Genomic DNA, 22,551 nt, shown 5'->3' with positions numbered 1-22,551 from the left:
TTAGCCTCTTTTAACCTTAGTTCCTTCCTTAGTATCAACCAAAACAAAACCTTTTTTGGCAAAAAAGTCTCTAATTTCATCAGCACGCTTAAAATTTTTTTCACATTTAGCTATTCTTCTCTCTTCAATCAAAGCCTTCATATTCTCATCAATAACTACATCATGGTTTTGTAAATTTTTTAAAATTTCTTCTCTCAGATTAAGTGACATAATCTCATCAAAAATAAAAGCTAATCTAAGCTTTGAAACAAAGCTTAAATTTTCAGATTTAATTATCTCCCAAAGCAAAGCCAATCCTTGAGAAACATTTAAATCAAAAGAAATTTTTTCTACAAAAGAGTCATAATATTCTTTTTCTACACTAAAACCAAAATTTTTTAAATCCTTATTAAGTGTATTTAAATCAACTGGATCTAAAGATTCATAAAAATAACTTAGCTTGTTTATCAAATTTTCTCTAGCAATCTTGCTTGCTTGAAGATTATCTAATGAAAATTTTAATTGGTTCCTGTAGTGCGACGTTAAGCACAAATATCTAAAATCAAGGGGGGAAAAATTTTGATCTTCCAAATCTTTAACTGTAATAAAATTTCCACGTGACTTTGACATCTTATTATAATCCATAATCAAAAATTCTCCATGAACAAAGACATCACACCATTTCTTATCTAAAAAACACTCTGCTATTGCTATTTCATTTATGTGGTGAACTCCAATATGATCAACTCCTCCCAAATGAATATCAAGAGTATCTTTGAAATACTCCAAATTCATCGCAGCGCACTCCAAATGCCAACTTGGATAACCAAATCCCCAAGGAGAATCCCACTTCATCTCCTGATCTTTAAACTTAGAATTAGTAAACCACAAAACAAAATCGGTTTTATTCCTTTTAAATTTATCAACATCAACTCTGGGCAAAGTCATATCTTTATCAATCAAATCAATGCCGGCCATCTCACCATAGCTTTTAAAACAAGAAGTATCAAAATACACATTACCATTAGAAAAATAAGTATTTTTTTTTTCTTCAAGAATTTTAACAACCTCTATCATTATGGGAATATGTTTACTCGCAATAAGCACTTTGTCGGGATATACAATGTTTAATTTTCTACAATCGTTAAAAAAAGCCTCTGTAAAAAATTCACTAATCTCATAAACTGTAAGGCCCTTCTCTCTTGCGGTCTTAGCAACCTTATCTTCTCCATCATCAAGATCGCCTGTTAAATGCCCAATATCTGTAATATTCATCGCATAATTAACTTTATACCCCAAAAACCTTAAAGTTTTAATTAATAAATCTCCAAAAATATAAGTTCTAAAATTCCCGATGTGAGCATAATTATAAACAGTAGGCCCGCAAGCATACACTTTAACATTTTCAAAATTTGTTAATTCTGAAAAATCCTTTGTTCTAGTATTATATAACTTTAAAATCATACATTTCTCAAAATTGAAAAAATAAAAAATCTAATCTATTATTAAGTACGTATGCCTAAAAGCCTAAATAATTTTCTTAAAAAAATCAATATTAAGCCTCAAACAAAAAATCTAGCTGACTATACAACATATAAAATTGGAAACATTTCGAAATTATTTTTCACCCCTAAAAATATTAAAGAAGCTGAAAATGTTTTTAAAGCAGCAATAGAAGAAAAAATTAAACTATTTATTCTTGGGGGAGGATCGAATATTTTAGTCAATGACGAGAGAGAGATTGATTTTCCAATAATATACACCGGATATCTAAACAAAATAGAAATTCACGAAAATAAAATTGTCGGCGAATGTGGTGCAGATTTTGAAAGTTTATGTAAAATTGCACTTGATAACGGCTTAAGTGGCCTAGAATTTATCTATGGGCTACCCGGAACACTAGGGGGCGCTGTGTGGATGAATGCTAGATGTTTCGGGAATGAAATCTCTGAGATACTAAAAAAAATTACATTTATAGATGATAAAGGAAAAACTATTTGCAAAGAATTTAAAAAAGAAGACTTTAGGTATAAAATATCACCTTTTCAAAATAAAAACTTTTTCATATTAAAAATTGAATTGAATTTAAAAAAAGACAATAAGAAAATTATTGAAGAAAAAATGAATAAAAATAAACAAGCAAGAATAAATAGAGGTCATTATTTATTTCCAAGTGGTGGAAGCACTTTTAAAAACAATAAAGCATTTCTCAAGCCTAGTGGACAAATAATTGAAGAGTGCAAGCTCAAAGGATTAAGCATTGGAGGCGCCACAGTATCTAAATATCATGGAAACTTTATTATCAATATTAACAATGCCACTTCTAAAGACATAAAAGGCTTAATTGAAAAAGTAAAAGCTGAGGTCTACTTGAAAACTGGACTTTTACTTGAAGAAGAAGTTCTTTACATAGGATTCAAATAATCAAAAAAACTAAAAAAGAATATCTTTAATCTCATCATTAATCTTTTGAATCAATTCCTTTGTCTTTAATATCTTATCCTTAGAAGATTTTACTAAAGATGAATATTCTTGAAGAGAGCTTACCGCATCTAAATTCATCTTAGAAACTTTAAACTCTTTTAAATCTTGACTAAAGTTGTTAAACTTGCCACTAACAAAATAATGATTATTAAATATTTCTTTATACATATTCTTAGCATCTCTAATCTTAGTATCGTGAGATAAATACCTTTCTTTAAACTCGCCAATTTCTTTAAAATGCTTAGCAAGAGTAAGATCTACTTTCTCATGTCTTGAAAAATTGTTGTCCACATTATCTTGAATGTCTATGAAATTTTTATAAATTGTATCAATCTCTGAATTGATTACTGCAATAATGCTGTCGACTGTTTTAAGTTCATCTTTAATGGTTTTAGAATATTTTCCAGAATTAATAGCAAGCTTTCTAATCTCCTCAGCAACAACTGCAAAACTTTTACCTGCATCACCTGCTTTTGCTGCTTCAATTGCTGCATTCATAGCAAGCATATTGGTCTGAGCTGAAATTGAAACCAAAAGCTTATTTACACTTTGCAAACTATTTGTTTGAGACAAAAGATCTGCAAAATTTTTATTCACATTTTCAAAAACAATATTTAAATCAAAAACCTTACTTTTAATATTTTCAATATCAGTAGAATTTATAGTAGCAACCTTATTAAAAATTTCTAAATTTTTATCTATACTATAGAAAAAACTAACACTCTCTTCAAAATTTGAAGAGATTTCTGATATATACTTATTGTGATCATTAATCGGATCAGTAATAGATTCAAAGCCCTTTAAAATATCAACAATTGATTTTTCAAATCTAGAAAAAGTATCTCTTAGTTGCTCGTAAACTAAAATGCTAGAATCTATACTCTCAGTATTTGATATGGCAGTTTCTATTTGTTCTAAATATTCATTCAAATCTTCAGAATAAAATTTTATCTTCTCAAAAGATTCATTACTCTTAGAAGACAGATTATCCAGCTTTGAACTAATATAAGAAATAACAGATGAAGAATACTTAACCGCTAAGGGAGACTCAAGACTAAAAGGATCGCTTTTTGATTTTTGATAGTCAACAATTCTGTTAAAATCATTAATTAATGAAAAAACAAAAGTATTGCATAAATAAAAAATAATTGCAAAAGACAATAATAAGAATGCAACAAATATAACCCAATTTGATTTAAACATAATAGGAATGGAATTGACATTTAAAATAAGCCCCTGAGTCAAAAAATCATCGGTTTTTACAAAGTTTAAAGAATAAAAATCTCTTTCATAATTAAAAGTGTACTGAGAACTAGAAGAATCTTTTTTAGCATAAGCTATAACTTTACTCAAAAAATTCTCACTATAAGCTGTAGAAAAAGATTTAGCCTGAAGATTATTAAGATTTAAAAAAATGGGCATGTAATTTCTGTCAAGCATAAAAAAATTATAATTTTTACTACCAAATTTAAAAGAAGAATATAACTGATTTTCAATAATATCTAACGACTCATCAAAGCATATTAAAATCCCTATCACACCCAATGTTGAAACAGAATCTCTAACTGGAAAACTTATTATAGAATAAATTTTCCCATCTATTTGCATATATCTTGAATAATACTTAGAATTTTTTTCTACAGGAACAGAATAAATTGGATCCAATCTAACATCTTTTAAGCCTAAAGATGAAAAATTTGAATTTGATATTAAAACATTTTTCCCTATAGGAATATAAAATATGCCTTCGAGTGAATCTTCTACTAAAGGAATAGTTTTAAAAATTTTATCTACAGAGCTAAATTCCCTTGACCTTAAAAACAAATCGCTATTTTCATCTAAACTATCACCTAATTTTAAACTTGAAGACAAAAGAAAGCTTTTTGAAGAATTCACCAATATCCCAAACCTATAGCTATCTCTTACAAGCTCCTCAAGAAACCTAGAGGATTCCGAATATTTGGCCTTAATAACAGCAGACACACTGTTTAAAAACAACTTAGAATCAAATTTAAAGCGATCCAAATATTCATTTTTATGATTCATATAAGCATAGCCTATGAATAAAAAATTTAAAAAAAGGAATCCAAATAAAACTAGATAAAGAAATCGTTTAGTATTTTTCAGATTAACATCGATTAAATTCTCATCTGTCATAAAAGCTCTCCAAACATAAATATTAGTATGATTAAAATCTTAAAACAAAACTTTCACCTTCATAAATCATATATAAATAATTACTAATAACAATTGGCAAATTAGACTTTTCTTTCTAAATCTTAAAGATTAAATCCTTCAAATATTTGCAAATAATTATTTTATTATTTAGCTACATGCATATATAATTATATAATAAAACATGTAGAATACTAAAAATTTAATGTTTTAAAAATTTTATGAAAAAACAAAATTTTGAGGAGACTTAGTGAAAAGAAAGAAACTTAACTCCAACCTTTTTTATAAATTCAATTTTATAATTCTGGCATATACAATAATAATTATTGCAACAACCTTTTTGCTACTAGATCAAGGCTATAAAAAAATCATAACAAAAGAACTTCAAGACTTTACAAAATTCATTAACCAGGCAATGATTAAAAGCTTTTCTGATGAATCTAAAGAAATAATAAAAGCTTTAAGCATATTAACAACTAGGTACGATTATCAGTCTGCAATCCTAAATAATAAAAGTGAAGAGCACTTAGTATCTGACAAGATTTTAATTACGCTTCCTTCCTTTATTAAAATAATAGAGTATACAAACAAAGATGGATACATAATCGCATCAAGCGAAAAAAAAAGAACCGGTCAGTACATAAGTTTAAAAGAATTGCTATTGGGCAAAGCTTTAACTACATTTCAAATTTCAATTCTTCACAACAGTTTAGCAAAGATAAATAACAATTTTTATATTCCAATAGCATATAAAATAACAGATTCAAAAAAATCTAATGTTGGATATATTATTTTATATGCTGACATTTCAGAAAAAATCGCTGAGCTAAAAGAATATCTCTTGCTGCTTTTGGAAAACTCATTGCTAGAACAAAATGCAAGCACCGAAAACTCATCAAAATACTTTAATGTATACATAATAAACAGCAATGGTGATGCATTTGGAGGAAAAGATGAAATTTTAAAAAACATAAAGCATATATTTGGATTTAACCCAAAAACATTAACTGAAATACTAAATGCATTATCTCAAGGAAAAGCAAATTACAATACAAGCAATTCAAATGAAATAATCTCCTTAGCAAGGATCACAACATCCAATTGGTACTTAGGAATAAAAATAGATTATAACAACATATTTTCAAAAGAATTTAAAAACATGAGATTGGTTTCGCTTTCCATTATATTTATCTTGGTAATAATTTTTATATTAATAATGATATCAACTATAAAAACTTTAATAATATCAAAAATAGATAAACTCAATGTTGTCATTCCAAAAGTTAAAAACGGCGACTTAACATTTAAAATCGAATCAAAAGGCAAAGATTCAATAAGCTCAACAATAAATCTTTTTGGTCATTTTATTGAAAATCTAAAAAATGTAATCAATTCACTGCAAGAACGAGTAAAGCTGCTTAAAGAAAATGGAGACCATTTATTTAGCGAGATAAATAAAACACATAATACAATAAAAAATTCAAATCAATACATAGAAAAAACACAAGAAGAAGTAGAAAAGCAGGTAGAATTCATCTCTAATACAACAAATATAATTGAAAGCCTATCAAAAAATATTTCATCTCTTGACAATTCAATTGAAACTCAAGCCGCAAGCGTTGAACAGTCCTCATCGGCTATAGAAGAAATGATAGGAGGAATACAATCAATAACAGAAATAACTCAAAAGGCTGCAAAAAGCACAGAAGAACTAAAAAGGTTCTCTGATGATGGGCGAAAAAAACAAGAAGAAGTTATTACTCAAATCAAAGAGATTTTTAAAAACTCAACAAGATTACAAGAAGCAAACTCTTTAATTTCATCTATAGCAAGTCAAACCAACCTACTCTCAATGAACGCCGCAATTGAAGCATCTCATGCTGGTGAAGCCGGAAAAGGATTTGCAATTGTTGCAGAAGAAATAAAAGACCTGGCAGAACAGGTAACATCACAATCAGAATCTGTTGCCTCATCAATTAACGAAATAATGGATTCAATAACCAAAACCGTAAACACCTCTGAATTAACAAATAAAGCTTTCAACCAAATATTCGATTCAATCAATTTAGTAGTTCAAGTAATAGAAGAAATAAATCATACAATGCAAGAGCAATCAATAGGCAGCCAAGAAATTTTAAAGGCTTTAAATACAATGCGGGAAATAACATATGAAGTAAAAATTGGCTCAAATGATATGTTTAGAGGCAACAAAGAAATCATTGACACTATCAAACTATTAGGAGAAATTAATATTACGGTCTCAAACTCAATGAAAGGCTTAAAAGAAGAGATTAATACGCTAGTAGAAGCAATTGAGCGTATTAAAGTTTTAGGAACTACAAACTCAAGTCATATTTCTGGGATTAGCGAAAGTATAAATCAATTTAAAACCAAATAAATTAGATTAAAAGGAAATAATATGCAAAAAAAGACATTTTATAATACTGAAAAATATCTTAAAAGTCATTTAATGTTATTTCCTATTTTTGCTTATACAAAAAACTTTTTAGATGCTAGTATCGCATCTGTTTGGATTTCAATATGCATTATACTTCCTGCCCTAATAATCAATCAAATAGAATTGAAAAAGCAAAAAAGCCATATATTAGGGATATATCTATTAATAATAGGAATTTTTACCAGTCTAACTTACTTATTCATGCTCTACTTAACACCAACTTTATACAAAGAATTTAAATTTTCAATACCCATTTTAATAGCCATAATAATATCATTTCACAAAAACGAACCCTTTAAAATCCTAAAAAACCCATCAATGATAATTAAATATTCTAAAATTCCAATTTTAATTTTCATTGCCCTAAGCTCAACAACCTCACTTATTAGAGAAATATTAAGCACGGGCAATTTAAAACTTTTTAACAACGAAATACATATAATAAAGGGACTTGTAAATACAAAAATGTCGACCCATAGCTCAAACATTTTTATTGTAGCGTCTTTAATTTTGCTATTAATCAATATGCTAACAAAAATTAAAGAGAAAAAAATTACTAAAAGTGTTAAAGAGGAAAAAAATTACTAAAAGTGTTAAAGAGGAAAAAAATGAATAAAAGTGTTAAAAAAAAGATTAAAGACGAAATTAATGTTATAGTTACCAATCTAGCATTATCAAATAACATAAAGCTAGATAATATCAATATAAATATTCAAAAACCTCCAAAAAGTGATCTGGGAGATATTTCCATATTAATGTTTGAAATTAGTAAAACCTTAAAACTCCCTATTGAAATCATCTCTGAAGAAATAATAAAAAATCTTAAAACTAAATATGAAATTAAAGCTATGGGGCCTTACTTAAACATCAAAATTTCTAGAAAAGAATATATAAATAATACAATACAAATGGTAAATGCTCAAAAAGATACCTATGGAACAAGCAAATATCTAGACAATAAAAAAATAATATTAGAATTTTCATCACCAAATACAAACAAACCACTGCATGTAGGACATCTTAGAAATGACGTAATAGGAGAAAGTCTGTCAAGAATATTAAAGGCCGTGGGTGCAAAAATTACAAAAATAAACTTAATAAATGACCGAGGAGTTCATATCTGCAAATCAATGCTTGCATACAAAAAATTTGGAAATGGCATTACCCCTGAAAAAGCTTTTAAAAAAGGAGATCATTTAATTGGCGATTTTTATGTTAAATACAACAAATACTCACAAGAAAATGAAAATGCTGAAAAAGAAATTCAAGATTTACTTTTACTCTGGGAGCAAAAAGATGCAAGCACAATTGAACTTTGGAAAAAGTTAAATAAATGGGCAATTGAAGGAATAAAAGAAACATACGAAATTACAAACACCTCATTTGATAAAATTTACCTTGAAAGTGAAATTTTTGAAATTGGAAAAAATGTCGTATTAGAAGGGCTTGAAAAAGGATTTTGTTACAAACGAGAAGATGGCGCAATATGCATTGACTTACCCTCAGACTCAGATGAAAACGCAGACACCAAGGTAAAACAAAAAGTACTCATAAGATCAAACGGAACATCTATCTATCTTACCCAAGATTTAGGAAATATAGCAGTTAGAACAAAAGAATTTAATTTTGAAGAAATGATTTATGTAGTTGGAAGCGAACAAATTCAGCACTTCAAAAGCTTATTTTTTGTAGCAGAAAAATTAGGCCTTTCTAAAAACAAGAAACTTATTCATTTGTCACACGGAATGGTTAATCTTCTTGATGGAAAAATGAAATCAAGAGAAGGCAATGTAATTGATGCGGATAACTTAATCTCAAACCTAATAGAATCAATAATGCCCGAAATGACACAAAAAATTGAAAACAAAGAGAGCGCTAAAAAAAATGCTTTAAATATTGCATTGGGAGCAATTCACTATTATCTGCTAAAATCAGCTATACATAAAGACATTGTATTTAATAAAAAAGAAAGCCTGTCTTTTACAGGAAATTCTGGACCATATATCCAATATGTTGGAGCAAGAATTAATAGCATTCTTGAAAAATATAAAGCACTTTCTATTCCTGTAATGGAAAAAATTGATTTTGAACTTTTAAAACATGAAAAAGAGTGGGAAATTATTAAAATTATATCAGAATTAGGAGAAAATATAATCAATGCAGCAAAAGATTTAAACCCTTCAATACTTACAAGCTATTCATACTCGCTTGCAAAGCATTTTAGCACATACTATCAAGAAGTTAAAGTAATAGATACAAACAATATCAATTTAACAGCCGCAAGAATCGAATTTTTAAAAGCCATATTACAAACAATAAAAAATTGCATGTACCTGCTCAATATCCCCTATATGTTAAAAATGTAGACAAGAAAATTTTACAAAATTTTCTTGTCTAATATCCGTTTAAATCTAAGTCACTTTTGCTAAAAATTAATTTTATTTTATCTTCATACTTTTTGGATATATAATATCTTTTTAACTTAAGAGTATTGGTAAGCTCTTCTCCAATTGTAAAAGGATCCTGAAGTAAAACAAAGCCCACTATTTTTTCAAAATTTTTAAAACCTAATTTGGTATTAATAGTGTCTGAAATATGCTTAGAATAAAGTTTATTGACGTCCTCATTGGCTAACAAATCACTTCTAGAAGAAAAAGACACTCCACTAGAATTTGCCCATTTTTCAAGATTATCAAAATTAGGCACAATAACAGCCCCCAAAAATTTTTGATCCTGACCAACGATCATAATATTTTCAATAAACAAAGATTTACCCAAAACTCTCTCAAGGGGCTCAGGCTCAATATTTTCCCCCCCCCTCAGAACAATTGTATCCTTGCTTCTACCAACAATTGAAATTTCATTATTAATTGTTAATCTAACCAAGTCCCCAGTGTTAAACCAACCATCTTCTGTTAAAACTTCACTTGTCTTAACCTTATCCTTAAAGTAGCCGCTCATTATTTGTGGCGACCTGACCCAAAGCTCGCCTTTTTCTCCATAAGGCAAAACTCTACCATCAATTCCAACTACTTTGTATTCAACATCTGGCAAAATAGGGCCAACAGTTTTTGCTACAGGGCCTTTAAAACGCCTAACGCTCAAAATAGGACCCGTTTCAGTAAGGCCGTAACCTTCAAGCACTTTAATTCCTACGGCCTTAAAAAAATAATCAACATAATCAACCAATGCCCCACCACCAGAAACTCCAAATTCAAAATTTTGCCCAAGAGCATTTTTTATTTTTTTAAATACTAAAATATCACCCAATAATTTAATAGGAAAAATTAAAACAATCCCAATAAATAAAAATAATTTTGAAAAAAGCGAAATAAGAAAATTAGTTTTTTTATAAATAGGAGAAAGCCCTAAAAATCTCTCCTTAAGCTTTGCATAAATAATCCCAACTTTTAAAAACCCTCCAAACACAAACTTCTTAATAAAAGACTCTGATACCTTTTTAATAATACCTATTCTTATACCTTCCCAAATTCTGGGTACAGAAATAATCATTTGAGGATTTAAAAGTAAAAAGTCTTTTAACAAAACAGGACCTATGGGCTTTGAATATGCAATTGCTATGCCCTTTAAAGCAACTATATATTCACAAGCCCGCTCAAAAGAATGCCAAAGAGGAAGAATAGAAATCATTATCTTGCCGGGTTTAAGTGTTGGAAGATAATCATAAAGTCTATCTAATTGAAAAATAAAAGATTCATGCCTCAACATTACTCCCTTTGGCATGCCCGTTGTACCAGAAGTATATATTATAGTTGCAATGTCTTTTGAAGAACCTTTTTCAATCTCCATATCAAATGATTTTGGATTAGCTCTTAAATACTCAGTTCCGAGTTCTAGTAATTTTTTATAAGAAAATACAGTAATATTTCCTATTTTTTCTTCATAAGATTTATCATCATCAATAACAACAATACATCTTACCAATCTAAGATCATGCTTTTTGGATAAAACCTTGTGAAGTTGCTTATTGTTTTCAACAAAAATAAAAGTAGATTCAGAATGGTTAATAATATAAGTTAATTCATCCTCAGAAGAATCATTTCCCCTGGGAACATCAACGCAGCCTAACCCCAAAGTAGCAACGTCGATTATTATCCATTCTCTTCTAGAATCAGAAATAATTACAACCTTTTCTCCCCTTTTAATGCCACAATGCAAAAGCCCAGAAGCCACTCTTTTTGTCTCATTCCAAAAATCAGCGTATATTTGCTTCTTAAAACTTTTTGATTCCCCTTCCTTATATATAAAAATATCAAGCTCGCTATAAAGAGCTACCACATCTTTAAAACGCTTAGGCACAGTATCACTCATAAATCCCCCTCAAAACAATTTAAAATTAATTCAAAAAAAGCAACAAGCTGCTAACAATAATATTATAAAAACTATGTATAAAAATCACATAATATACATTTTTATACCTTAAATAAGTAAAAGCAAAAAATATCCCTAATATAAATGTAACCAAAAATCCCAAAATTCCATAATATAAATGCCCATAAGCAAAAAACATACTACTAAGAATGGCGGTAGCTACAACAGGAAATCCCATTTGTGTAAACTTAGTAATAACAAAAGCCCTGTAAAAAAGCTCTTCAAAAGCTCCTGTAAAAAAAGAGGTAAAAGTCATTAAAAAAAATGCTTTTTTACTGCTAATCTTCCAATTAAATCCAGCATTGTTTTGAAAATAATAGACAAGTACCGATTCTGGCAACAAATATTCAAGCAAAAAAGCTATTAAAAAAATGACTATCATTGCAATCAATATTGTTTTAATAAAAATTAAAACAGAATCCCAAAGAAAAATAAATTTAAATTTAGGAATAAAAAATTCTACTCTAAAATCATCATAAGAACTGGTAAGTTTAAAAAAATAAATTATAAAAATAATTAAAAAAGATCTTGAAATCCAAAAATAAAAATGATTTTCATCAACATTCCAAAATTCTGAATTAACATTTACAAAAGGAGATGCCAAATAAACAATGGTATAGACCAAAAAAAGATCAAGCAAAGCCCGCTTGAATGGATATTTATTTTTTAACAATTGCATAAAGTATTGTAATTAAATAATTATTAATTGTCAACGAATGATTATTGATTGATTAATCAAAACAAATTAAAATTTAGAATATAATTATTTCTAAATAAAAATAAGAATATTATAAATGATTTTAATATTTGTCCTTATTTCACTTAATTTATTAATTCAATATTATTTAAAACTCAATTTAATTTATTTTAATACAATGCTAGCATTATTTTTTATTATAAAAAACAACAAACACTTAGCACTTAGTTTTATTTTTTGCACAATATTGCTATTAAGTTTTCAAGCGAGATTAAATTTTAAAACATTAAAAAAAAATATTTATCAAATAACAAACATTAAAAATTTTAAAAAAGATTCAAAAACCATTGTAGAAGTAATTGATAATAAATCAAATATATACAAACATAGCTTCAAAAATATTGAAAATATTTACAAAATAGGAGATATCATTAAAATTGAAAATCAAAAAATAAAACTTATTAAAAGGCCCTTTTTTGCCAAGCTTAGAGAAAAATATACAAACACCTTAAACAACTTTTTCACTACACTAAATCCCAGCTATTCCCATTTTTCAAAAGCAATAATTTTGAATATCAAATCAGAAATAACAAAATATGAAAAAACATTATTTCAAAATGCGGGGATTGCTCACATTTTGGCAGTATCTGGACTGCATTTTTATCTAATAAGTTTAATAAGTTACTATTTGCTTTTAATAATCACAAATGAAAAATTAAAATACTTAATATTAAGCATAATTTTATTAAATTATTTAATATTAACTGGATTTGCGCCCTCAACGGTAAGAGCATTTCTAATGACAGAATCTCTTATAATATACAAACTAATTTACGGCAAAATTAATTTAATAAGCTGCACATCTATTAGCTTTATAATAAATGCTCTTGCATTCCCCGAAACGCTAAATTCAATAGGATTTCAACTCTCCTATCTTGCAACAATAGGAATATCAGCATCGGTTCATCTAAAAAATAGATACGGTCTTAACAGACTGACATCATCAATGCTTACAACATTTTTTATTCAAATATTCACCTCGCCAGTAATTTATGTTAATAATTTTGATCTAGCACCAATCTCAATACTGTCAAATTTAATAGTTATTCCATTAATATCAATTTTCTTAGCAATAACAATATTAAGCTTAATAACTTACTTTTCAAGTTTAAATTTATTTTTTCCCCTTGACCTTATAAATGCCTACATATTTCAAACAATAAAAATTACAGCAGCATTTTTTAGCAAATTCTTTATAGTCAAGCACCATCAAATACCTATATTTTTAATATTGAGTATTTTTCTTATAACTTACATTATTTATAATAACGAAACTAAAAAAAATTAAAATAATTTAAAAATATCTGCCATTATTAAGAATAATATGATACTATCTCTTTTATCTATGAATATCAACTATAACAGTATAACTAGCATAAAACAAACATTAAAAGAAAGAAAAATCGCTCCAAGAAAATTGTGGGGACAAAACTATCTAATCAATGAGAGCATAAGGCAAAAAATAATAGAAAGCTTGGATATAAAAGAAAATGAAAAAATCTGGGAAATTGGCCCAGGCATTGGCGCAATGACTGAGATTTTATTAAAAAAAACTAATCTTTTAACCGCATTTGAAATTGACTTAAAATATTCAGAAATATTAAATGAAAAATTTGGAAAATTAAAAAACTTTAAATTGATAAAAGGGGATTTTTTAAAAAAATACAAAAACGAAAATCAAAACATTGATAAAATATTTTCAAATTTGCCATACAATATTGCATCAAAAGTAATATCTAAATTAATTGAAGAAAACTTTTTAAAAGAAATGGTATTCACAATACAAAAAGAATTAGCCGACAGAATAACTGCAAAAATAAATAGCAAAAACTATTCTTCATTTACAGTCTTAGTACAATCACACTTCAATGCAATTAAAATACTAGACATAGGAGAAAGCAATTTTTATCCTGCACCTAAAGTTAAGTCCACAACACTAAAATTAGTTCCTAAAAAAAACAACATAAAAAACTTCAAAGAATTCAACAAATTGGTTAGAACTGTATTTTCAAGTAGAAGAAAGAAATTAAAAAACACTATTATTAATTTCATTGCCAATAAAGCCACCCTGAGAGAAAATTTTCTAAAAGAATATTTAGACAAAAGACCTGAAAACATTTCTGTTGAAGAATTTATACAAATTTCCAATACTTTAAATACTTATCATTAAAGCACTTGCAAATACAATTTCGTCAACAGAGCAGCCCCTTGAAAGATCGCTAATGGGCTTGGAAAAACCTTGCAAAAAGGGACCGTAGGCCTTGGCAAAAGCAAATCTCTCTACTAATTTATAACCAATATTCCCCGCATCTAAATTGGGAAATATTAAAACATTAGCAGAACCTGCTACTAAAGATTCTCTACATTTTTTCTCTGCAACATCTTTTATTATGGCTGAATCAAGCTGAAGCTCACCATCAATAAGTAAATCACGCTCTTTATTCCTAACAATATTTAAAGCATTTTTTACTTTTTCAGTTTCTTTAGCACTAGAAGACCCTTTTGTTGAAAAACTTAAAAGAGCAACCTTGGGCTTTGCATTTAAAATATCTTTAAAGGATTTAGCACTTTGCAATGCAATTTCTGCAAGCTCTAAAAAATTGGGATTGACCACTACAGAACAATCTGCAAAAAATAAGATTCCATCATGTCCAAAACAACAATCAACATTACGAGCAATACTTAAAGTATCCATAATCATAAAAGATGATATAATCTTAACACCTTCCAACTTGGGGATTATTCTTAAAGCATTAGACAAAACCTTAGCAGAAGTTGAAATCGCCCCGCAAACACAAGATTTGGCATAACCAAATCTTACCATAAGCATAGCAAAAGTAATTTCATCTAAAACTTGAGTCTTTAAACTTTGCTTTGTAACTCCTTTTAGCTTTTGCAAACTCCAATATTCATCCAAATACATTTCAATATCTGGAAAAAAACCAGGATCAACAACTTCTATTCTTTCTAAAATATCATTACAATTAGAAAATTCTTTTAAAGAATTAATGACAGTATCTTTTTTACCTATCAAAATAATTGAATCTGCAAGATTTTTTTGCAAAACAATAACAGCTGCCTTTAAAACTCTAGAATCACTACTTTCGGGAAAAACTATATTGGCCTTAAGCTTATTCTCTTTTACGAATATCTTTGCCTTCTTAAAAACATAATCTTTTAAACAAAACACCTTATAAAAATATAATACAGATTGATAAATGCATAAAAAAAGATTTTTTATTTAAAAATGTCTTTTTTTTATGCATAATTTTCAATTATAAAAATTAAATATTTATTAAAGCACTCTTAAAATTTCTTGTACAACTTTGGCTGAATTAAAAGCAGCTAATTTAGAAAATTTACTATATTCAGCTTCATTCCCTTCTTTATTTACAATATCAGATATTGACCTAATAACTATAAAAGGTACATTAAACATATGAGAAACATGCCCTATTGCTGCGCCTTCCATTTCAACAGCTATTACATCCTTAAAGTTTCCTATAATTTTGTTAATATAAGCTGGGTCAATAAACTGATCTCCTGAAACTATTAATCCTGAATATGCATTAGAGCCCCCAACCTTTAATTTAACAGCCTCTGTGGCTTTCTTAATTAAATTTTTATTGGCACTAAATTTTTGAGGCAATCCTTTAAACTCCCCCACCTTGTATCCAAATTTAGTCAAATCAACATCATGATATGCAACCTCTGAAGACACCACCACATCTCCCACTTTAATATCCTTGTATTTAGCACTAACAACACCGCCAGCAACTCCAGAATTAATTACATGACTTATATTGTATTTTGATAAAATATAACTAGTCCACACACCAGCATTAACCTTGCCAACCCCACTAATAATAACCATAACATCGCGATTGGACATCTTTCCCTTTAAAATCTTTTTATTAAGACCATACTCCTTAAGTACTATTTCTTCCTTATTAGACACAAGCTTATTTATCTGCTCAAACTCAGAGTCTATAGCAGTTATTATTAAAACATTGACATTTTTAGAAAAAGCAACATAACTGTTTGAAAAAACTAATAAAAAAATAAAAAACTTTATTAAACAATTATTCATAAACTTACACTCCTTATAGTAAAAGAATATTTATATCATTTTTTACAAAAAAAGCCAAAACTGAATTGCTTTTAAAAGAATTTTTGTAAAAGATATTGAAAAAAAATATCCTATCCATATTACAATATTAATAGCATAAAAAAAGGGGAAACTGAATGAAAAAAATGAATCTAGTTACAGCTGCTCTACCCTATGTTAATAACATACCTCATCTTGGGAATTTAGTTCAAGTACTATCAGCTGATGCTTTTGCAAGATATTCGAAAATGTCGGGAATTGAAACTCTTTACGTCTGTGGAACAGATGAATATGGAACAGCTACAGAAACCAAAGCCTTAATTGAAAATACTACCCCTTTAGAACTTTGCAATAAATATTATGAAATACATAAATCAATTTACAAATGGTTCAATATTGAATTTGACATCTTCGGTCGCACAACCAACAAGCACCATCAAGACATTGTACAAAATTTTTTCCTACAATTAGAAAAAAACGGCTATATAAAAGAGCGGGAAACTGAACAGTTTTATTGCAATAAAGATTCAATGTTCTTAGCTGATAGATATGTAATAGGAGAATGCCCAGAATGCCAAAGCATGGCTAAAGGAGATCAGTGCGACAACTGTTCTAAGCTTCTAAATCCAACAGACCTAATAAATCCAAAATGCATAATTTGTAAAAACAAACCTATTTTGAAAAAAACCAATCATCTTTATTTAGATCTTCCCAAAATAAAAACAAAACTTGAAAAATGGATAAAAAATCCAGATACTAGCAAAAATTGGAATACCAATGCCCTTAAAATGACAAAAGCTTTTTTAAGAGATGGCCTTAAAGAAAGAGCAATTACAAGAGACCTTAAATGGGGAATTCCTGTGCCTAAAAAGGGTTTTGAAAATAAAGTATTTTATGTGTGGTTTGATGCTCCAATAGGATACATTTCAATTACCAAAAACATTATCAAAAATTGGGAATCTTGGTGGAAAAACAATGATCAAGTAAATCTTGTACAATTTATTGGGAAAGACAATATATTGTTTCATACAATTATATTCCCTTGCATAGAAATTGGAAGTGAAGAAAATTGGACAATATTAAATCAACTCTCATCAAGCGAATACTTAAATTACGAAAATCTTAAATTTTCAAAATCAGAGGGAACAGGAATTTTTGGAAACGATGCTATTACCACAGGAATCCCCTCTGATATTTGGCGATTTTATATTTATTATAACAGGCCTGAAAAATCTGATTTTCAATTTATGTGGCAAGATCTCATGGAAAGAGTAAATACAGAGCTTATTGATAATTTTTCAAACCTTGTAAACAGAGTATTAACATTTCAAAGAAAATTCTTTGGAGATGTAATAGAAACAATAGAAATTCAAAATAAATTTTGGAAACAAATAACACCAAAATATAATAAAATACTAAATCTTTTTAAAAAGACAGAACTAAAATCTGCGCTCAAAGAAATACTTAAAATTTCCTCCCTTGGAAATAAAATATTTCAAGATAACGAACCATGGAAAAGAAAAAACAACTCTCCACAAGAAACAAAAGAACTAATCTCAAACTTAATATACCTAATCAGAGACTTATCTATTTTAATGATGCCATTCATTCCCGAAACAAGTAAAAAGATACAACGATTCTTTGGCAACAGTTATCAATTTTCAACCAAAATTCTTGGAACCAAATCGGGAATTAAAAAAATTGAATTCACAGAAATATTATTCAATAAGCTAGAGCAAAAAAAAATTAATAATTTAAAGCTAAAATATTCAGGAGAGAAAAACATGAAAGAAAACGAACAAGCAGAAAACTTGCCTATAGCAAAAGAGCAACCGGAAAACTTGTTTAGAGAGAAAGTGCTCTTAAGGGTTGTAAAAATAAATAAAATAGAAAGAAATCTCGAGGCTAAAAACTTATTTATATTAAAACTAGATGACGGAACTAACAAGGACAAACAAATAGCAAGCAGCCTTGAAGGATATTACACAGAAAAAGAGCTTTTGGGAAAACATATAATAATAGTGGATAATTTAAAGCCTGCAAAGTTTAGGGGAATAAAATCTGAAGGAATGCTAATAGCTGCTGAGGACAAAAATAAAAATTTTAAAGTTATAATTGTAGAAGATTCAATCCAAAATCCTATTGCTGGAGAGAGAATAATACTTGAAAACGATCAGAATAAAGATCTTGCCTGTCCACCTAAAATTGACATAAATAAATTTTTAAAAACCAATATAATAGCAGAAAACGGAGAGCTTAAAATAAACGGAATAAATTTAATATTAGAAAATTCTAAGAACAAAATTTTATCTAAAGATATTCCAAACGGAACAGTTTGCTAAGAGCTATTAATGACTATTAAAAAAATAAAAACAAAAGAAATGGAAGAAAATTATCTTCAAAGCGAACTGTGGGTATTGATAAAAACAACAAAAAACAGTAATTGGAAAGCCATAGCATTTGATAGCGATGTTCTTGGCAAAATTGTTGTAATGCAAAGAAGACTATTTAAAAATTTTTACTTAGCATACATTCCACATCCAGAATTCTCAAACAAAATTCTTGAAAACATTAATATTGATAAAATCAGTAAAAGTATTAAAGAATTTAGCATAAAAATAAAACCCTACTTACATAAAAATACAATTTTTTTAAGATTCGATTTAATGTATTACCACCAAAGAACACTGAATGACAAATACTCTCCATTAAAAACTAAAATCAAATATCTAAAAAAATCCTTTGATGACATACAACCCGCAAACACAACAATATTAAACTTAAATAATTCTCTTGAGAATATTTTGCTTAACATGAAAAAAAAAACAAGATACAACATAAAGCTCAGCACAAAAAAAAATCTAAATATAATAATAGATGATAAATTTAAACATTTAAGTGAATTTTACAAGCTATACAAAGAAACTAGCAAAAGAGATAAATTTACTATTCACTCAAAAGAATATATACAAAACCTAATTCAAATATTCAAACAAGATAAAAATGCTCAAATAAAATTGATAATTGCATTTTACAACAACATAATTATTTCTGGCATAATAGTGGGAATTTACAAAGAAAAAGCAGTCTATCTTTATGGGGCTTCAAGCAAGGAATATAGAAATTTAATGCCCAATTACGCTGTACAATTTAAAGCAATAGAAATGTTAAAAAAATTAGAAATAAAAGAATATGATTTATTAGGAATTCCCCCAATTGCAAATAAAAACCACCCCTTATATGGTCTTTTTGGTTTTAAAACAGGATTTGGAGGAAATATTATTCACAGAATTGGTTGTTATGATTTTACTTACAAAAATTTTATTTATAAAATTTATGCAAATCTTGAAAAACTTAGATACTTCTATTACAAAGTAATAAGGAAAAAAATTTAACCAAGATTATTAACTAAATTTTTAAATTGCAAACCTCTATCAAACTCATTATTAAAAAGCTCAAAAGAAGCACTGGCAGGAGAAAATAACACAATGTCACCCGGACTTGAAATCTTGAAAGCATAATTTACTGCATCTCTTAAAGAATCAAATAGAAAATATTGTATGCTACTTTTTTCTAAAATCTTAATAATTTTTACAGTTGCACTACCTCTTATTAAAATCCAAGTTCTCACAATATATGTAATCTTGCTAAAACTTAAAAAATCAAGTTCTTTATCGGTTCCCCCAACAATTAGGTTGATACGGTTATCTTTGGTTTTTAAACTTTTAACAGATAAAACAGTAGACTCGGGTATAGTTGAAGCTGTATCATTATAAAACATTACATTTTGAACTGATTTAACAAGCTCTAATCTGTGCTCAATACCTTTAAAATTATTTAAAATCTGACCCGTATGATTGAGGTCTATGTTTAAATAATACGAAACAAAAAAAGTAATAACTTTAGGAATTATAAAAACAGCTCGTGAATTAGAAAAACTTCCAATCAAGTTGTCATTAAAATATACTTTGCCTTCATTGCAATAAAAAATATCTTGATCAAAATCACAAGGATTAAATTCGGAAAATAAAATAACTCTGACTTTTGATTTAAATTTTGAAAAATATTTGTAATAAGCCTGATCTTGAATAATCACAATTCCTGAAGTTTGATTTACAAAAATTTTTGACTTATCAATAATATAGTCATCAAAATTTAAATAATAGTTTTGGTGATCGTTGTAAACATTCGTAATAATACTAATAATAGGATTAAAATTCTCTAAAGATTGCAACTGCCAAGAAGAGAGCTCTAAAATCAAAGGAGATTTTCCATCAAGTTGATCAAAAAAACTTAAAGGAGATACACCAATATTACCCCCAAGCTTTACCCCCGGATATTTTTCTTTCAAAGCTTGATACAAAAGAGACACAAGAGTAGATTTTCCTTTAGTGCCTGTTACTGCAATTATAGGGTTCTTGTTAAACATTAAAAATAAGCTAATATCTGTCTCAACTCGTTTTGCAAACTTTAAATATTTATTATTGGGTTTCACACTGGGATTTTTTACAACAATGTCAGCATTTTTAAAATCGTTTACATCGTGTTTGCCTAAAACATATCTAATTTGATCCTCAAAATCTCTTAAAGCATCAATACTTAAAGCTAATTCCGTCTCACTTTTAAGATCAGTAATTACTAATTTTGCCCCACGCTTTAATAAAAATCTAGAAAGAGCTACTCCTCCTCCATTAAGGCCTAAACCCATGATTAAAAAATTTAAATTTTTAATTTCGTCTAAAAGCACAATAAAATTATATCAAACCTGTCAACTGTTTAAACGGATTTAATCCACCTTTCACTATAAAAATAAGGAAGTGAAACAACAAGTTTGATTGCATCCTCAAGAGATGGAATAAAAACAATAATTTCAAAAGGCAAATTTGTATAATTCGCTAAAACAAAAGCAATAGGAATAGTATAAACAAAAGTTACAGAGCCTTCCATAATAGCGCCAAAACTTGGAGATGCTCCTGCACGAAAAAATCCAAAAAGATACTGAAAAGCAAGAGCCATGAAAAAGGCAGAAACAGAAGAATACCTTAAAATAATTCCTATAAGGTGAGAATACTTTAATGTATAAAAAATATAAGGAGCAAAAAATGAAAATATAAACAATACAAAAGATGTTAAAAAAGCAAGCTTAAGGCCAATTTTACTCAAATATATTGCAACTTTCATGATTTCTTTTTTACTATTATGCATTTCATAGCCCATCATAATATTTAAAGAAATACAAAAGGAATGAATTATATTAAAGATAATAAAATAAATAGAAAAAGATATGCTGTAAGCAGCATATTTATGAGTATCAATTCCTATAAAAATCGATGTCAATACAAGATAGCCAAAAAACCAAGCAAACTCATTTAAAAGAATTGGAATAAAAAATTTAATTAGCTGAGCAAACGGCTTAATATTAATATTCAAATCATCTAACTTAAAGTGCAAAATTGAATTTTTGTTAAAAGCTGTACAAACAAGATAAACAATAAGCTCTAAAGTACGAATAACTGTTGTTGCAATAGCAGCTCCAACTACTCCCATATGAAAAACAAAAATAAAAATATAATTAAATACAAAATTCAAAAGCACTGAAAAAACAGAAATGTAAACTTGAAATTTAACAATTTCAACAACCTTAAGAGCATTAGCAATAAGTCCTTTTATGATTGCAAATACGAAAGAAAAAATAGCTATATTTAAGTAAGCTGCTCCATAGTAAACCGCCCGCTCATCATTAGAAATCAATCTAAGTAAAAAAAAAGGATTCACTATGGAAATCAAAATAAACGGAAAAGAAAATAAAATAATGGTTAATATGCTAATAAAAAACGTATTTCTAAAGCTCTTAAAATCACCCTGATTGTATTGTCTTGTAGCAATTATATTGTAAGCTCCTGCCATGGAAAACCCAATAGTAACAAACAGTTCAAAAAATTTATTTGCAAGAGAAACTCCTGCAACAGGATAGTCACCAAGATACGCAACCATAGCATTATCTGTAAGAGAAATAAAATTAAATAAAAAAAACTCAATAGCAGTTGGAATCGCAATTTTTAAAAGATCTTTATAAATTTTATCCTTTTTCGATACACCCAATGAATACATAAATTTCTCCAAATAAAAAAATTAAGATTTTTGTAAAGACAAATACCGAAACCTACAATAAAGCAAAAGGAATTGCTTTAAAATTAG

The 22,551-nt window shown here is 27.9% G+C and carries 16 protein-coding genes; 8 read left to right on the top strand and 8 right to left on the bottom strand.

What is annotated here, in order from left to right:
• A complete protein-coding gene (locus BSV1_RS04190; RefSeq protein WP_008882767.1) occupies positions 1-1,443 on the bottom strand; it encodes a cysteine--tRNA ligase in 1,443 nt (480 codons plus the stop codon).
• A 51-nt stretch (positions 1,444-1,494) separates the two neighbouring features.
• Between BSV1_RS04190 and murB the strand changes: the two genes are divergently transcribed.
• Positions 1,495-2,403, top strand: coding sequence for a UDP-N-acetylmuramate dehydrogenase (gene murB, locus BSV1_RS04185; protein WP_008882348.1), 909 nt, complete (start codon positions 1,495-1,497; stop codon positions 2,401-2,403).
• 9 nt (positions 2,404-2,412) lie between these two features.
• Here murB and BSV1_RS04180 read toward each other — a convergent pair whose 3' ends face one another.
• Positions 2,413-4,620, bottom strand: a complete 2,208-nt coding sequence (locus BSV1_RS04180) for a methyl-accepting chemotaxis protein (protein WP_008882729.1) — start codon at positions 4,618-4,620, stop codon at positions 2,413-2,415.
• A 268-nt stretch (positions 4,621-4,888) separates the two neighbouring features.
• Here BSV1_RS04180 and BSV1_RS04175 point away from each other — a divergent pair, with 268 nt between their 5' ends.
• Genes BSV1_RS04175 through argS form a run of 3 tightly spaced genes read left to right on the top strand, consistent with a single transcriptional unit; the run spans position 4,889 to position 9,462 of the window.
• Positions 4,889-7,036, top strand: coding sequence for a methyl-accepting chemotaxis protein (locus BSV1_RS04175; protein ID WP_008882811.1), 2,148 nt, complete (start codon positions 4,889-4,891; stop codon positions 7,034-7,036).
• A gap of 21 nt (positions 7,037-7,057) precedes the next feature.
• Positions 7,058-7,684: a hypothetical protein gene (locus tag BSV1_RS04170; protein ID WP_008882738.1), complete on the top strand. Its 627-nt coding sequence runs from the start codon at positions 7,058-7,060 to the stop codon at positions 7,682-7,684.
• Between the two features lie 20 nt (positions 7,685-7,704).
• Positions 7,705-9,462, top strand: coding sequence for an arginine--tRNA ligase (argS, locus tag BSV1_RS04165; protein WP_008882509.1), 1,758 nt, complete (start codon positions 7,705-7,707; stop codon positions 9,460-9,462).
• Positions 9,463-9,490: 28 nt separating this feature from the next.
• On the opposite strand, the gene BSV1_RS04160 is transcribed toward argS, so the two are convergent.
• The gene (locus BSV1_RS04160; RefSeq protein WP_008882613.1) at positions 9,491-11,428 is read right to left on the bottom strand and encodes an AMP-binding protein; all 1,938 of its coding nucleotides are present in this window, start codon (positions 11,426-11,428) and stop codon (positions 9,491-9,493) included.
• A 25-nt stretch (positions 11,429-11,453) separates the two neighbouring features.
• The gene (locus BSV1_RS04155; protein WP_008882579.1) at positions 11,454-12,167 is read right to left on the bottom strand and encodes a CPBP family intramembrane glutamic endopeptidase; all 714 of its coding nucleotides are present in this window, start codon (positions 12,165-12,167) and stop codon (positions 11,454-11,456) included.
• Positions 12,168-12,282: 115 nt separating this feature from the next.
• Between BSV1_RS04155 and BSV1_RS04150 the strand changes: the two genes are divergently transcribed.
• Together BSV1_RS04150 and rsmA are read left to right on the top strand one after the other, a co-directional pair.
• Positions 12,283-13,533, top strand: a complete 1,251-nt coding sequence (locus BSV1_RS04150; protein WP_008882510.1) for a ComEC/Rec2 family competence protein — start codon at positions 12,283-12,285, stop codon at positions 13,531-13,533.
• A 36-nt stretch (positions 13,534-13,569) separates the two neighbouring features.
• Entirely contained in the window at positions 13,570-14,415 is an 846-nt protein-coding gene (gene rsmA / locus BSV1_RS04145) for a 16S rRNA (adenine(1518)-N(6)/adenine(1519)-N(6))-dimethyltransferase RsmA (RefSeq protein ID WP_008882372.1), read from the top strand.
• Here rsmA and pta read toward each other — a convergent pair.
• Together pta and BSV1_RS04135 are read right to left on the bottom strand one after the other, a co-directional pair.
• Positions 14,398-15,435 carry a phosphate acetyltransferase gene (pta, locus tag BSV1_RS04140; protein WP_008882399.1) on the bottom strand — a complete coding sequence of 346 codons (1,038 nt, stop codon included), beginning with the start codon at positions 15,433-15,435 and terminating at the stop codon, positions 14,398-14,400. The two genes, rsmA and pta, sit on opposite strands and share 18 nt — an antisense overlap.
• A gap of 105 nt (positions 15,436-15,540) precedes the next feature.
• Entirely contained in the window at positions 15,541-16,335 is a 795-nt protein-coding gene (locus BSV1_RS04135; protein ID WP_008882475.1) for a 5'-methylthioadenosine/adenosylhomocysteine nucleosidase, read from the bottom strand.
• A 155-nt stretch (positions 16,336-16,490) separates the two neighbouring features.
• Here BSV1_RS04135 and metG point away from each other — a divergent pair, with 155 nt between their 5' ends.
• Positions 16,491-18,695: a methionine--tRNA ligase gene (metG, locus tag BSV1_RS04130; protein WP_008882759.1), complete on the top strand. Its 2,205-nt coding sequence runs from the start codon at positions 16,491-16,493 to the stop codon at positions 18,693-18,695.
• 9 nt (positions 18,696-18,704) lie between these two features.
• Positions 18,705-19,748, top strand: coding sequence for a lipid II:glycine glycyltransferase FemX (locus tag BSV1_RS04125; RefSeq protein WP_008882476.1), 1,044 nt, complete (start codon positions 18,705-18,707; stop codon positions 19,746-19,748).
• Here the strand turns inward: BSV1_RS04125 and murD are convergent.
• Both murD and BSV1_RS04115 read right to left on the bottom strand, forming a co-directional pair.
• On the bottom strand, positions 19,745-21,100 hold the full coding sequence (murD, locus tag BSV1_RS04120; protein WP_008882535.1) for a UDP-N-acetylmuramoyl-L-alanine--D-glutamate ligase: 1,356 nt from the start codon (positions 21,098-21,100) through the stop codon (positions 19,745-19,747). The two genes, BSV1_RS04125 and murD, sit on opposite strands and share 4 nt — an antisense overlap.
• Positions 21,101-21,129: 29 nt before the next feature.
• Positions 21,130-22,464 (bottom strand): MATE family efflux transporter, encoded by a 1,335-nt coding sequence (locus BSV1_RS04115; RefSeq protein ID WP_002656270.1) that lies wholly within the window; start codon positions 22,462-22,464, stop codon positions 21,130-21,132.
• Positions 22,465-22,551: the final 87 nt, after the last annotated feature.

The organism is [Borrelia] finlandensis, from assembly GCF_000181875.2.
In the GTDB taxonomy this organism is placed as follows: domain Bacteria; phylum Spirochaetota; class Spirochaetia; order Borreliales; family Borreliaceae; genus Borreliella; species Borreliella finlandensis.
The sequence above is the reverse complement of the archived record's forward strand: the minus strand, read 5'-3'. Positions and strand labels throughout refer to the sequence as shown.

Excerpts from the sequence above, each read along its gene's own strand:
- BSV1_RS04190 (WP_008882767.1), bottom strand. The coding sequence starts at position 1,443 with ATGATTTTAAAGTTATATAATACTAGAACAAAGGATTTTTCAGAATTA.
- murB (WP_008882348.1), top strand. The coding sequence starts at position 1,495 with ATGCCTAAAAGCCTAAATAATTTTCTTAAAAAAATCAATATTAAGCCT.
- BSV1_RS04180 (WP_008882729.1), bottom strand. The coding sequence starts at position 4,620 with ATGACAGATGAGAATTTAATCGATGTTAATCTGAAAAATACTAAACGA.
- BSV1_RS04170 (WP_008882738.1), top strand. The coding sequence starts at position 7,058 with ATGCAAAAAAAGACATTTTATAATACTGAAAAATATCTTAAAAGTCAT.
- argS (WP_008882509.1), top strand. The coding sequence starts at position 7,705 with ATGAATAAAAGTGTTAAAAAAAAGATTAAAGACGAAATTAATGTTATA.
- BSV1_RS04160 (WP_008882613.1), bottom strand. The coding sequence starts at position 11,428 with ATGAGTGATACTGTGCCTAAGCGTTTTAAAGATGTGGTAGCTCTTTAT.
- BSV1_RS04155 (WP_008882579.1), bottom strand. The coding sequence starts at position 12,167 with ATGCAATTGTTAAAAAATAAATATCCATTCAAGCGGGCTTTGCTTGAT.
- BSV1_RS04150 (WP_008882510.1), top strand. The coding sequence starts at position 12,283 with ATGATTTTAATATTTGTCCTTATTTCACTTAATTTATTAATTCAATAT.
- rsmA (WP_008882372.1), top strand. The coding sequence starts at position 13,570 with ATGATACTATCTCTTTTATCTATGAATATCAACTATAACAGTATAACT.
- BSV1_RS04135 (WP_008882475.1), bottom strand. The coding sequence starts at position 16,335 with ATGAATAATTGTTTAATAAAGTTTTTTATTTTTTTATTAGTTTTTTCA.
- metG (WP_008882759.1), top strand. The coding sequence starts at position 16,491 with ATGAAAAAAATGAATCTAGTTACAGCTGCTCTACCCTATGTTAATAAC.
- BSV1_RS04125 (WP_008882476.1), top strand. The coding sequence starts at position 18,705 with ATGACTATTAAAAAAATAAAAACAAAAGAAATGGAAGAAAATTATCTT.
- BSV1_RS04115 (WP_002656270.1), bottom strand. The coding sequence starts at position 22,464 with ATGTATTCATTGGGTGTATCGAAAAAGGATAAAATTTATAAAGATCTT.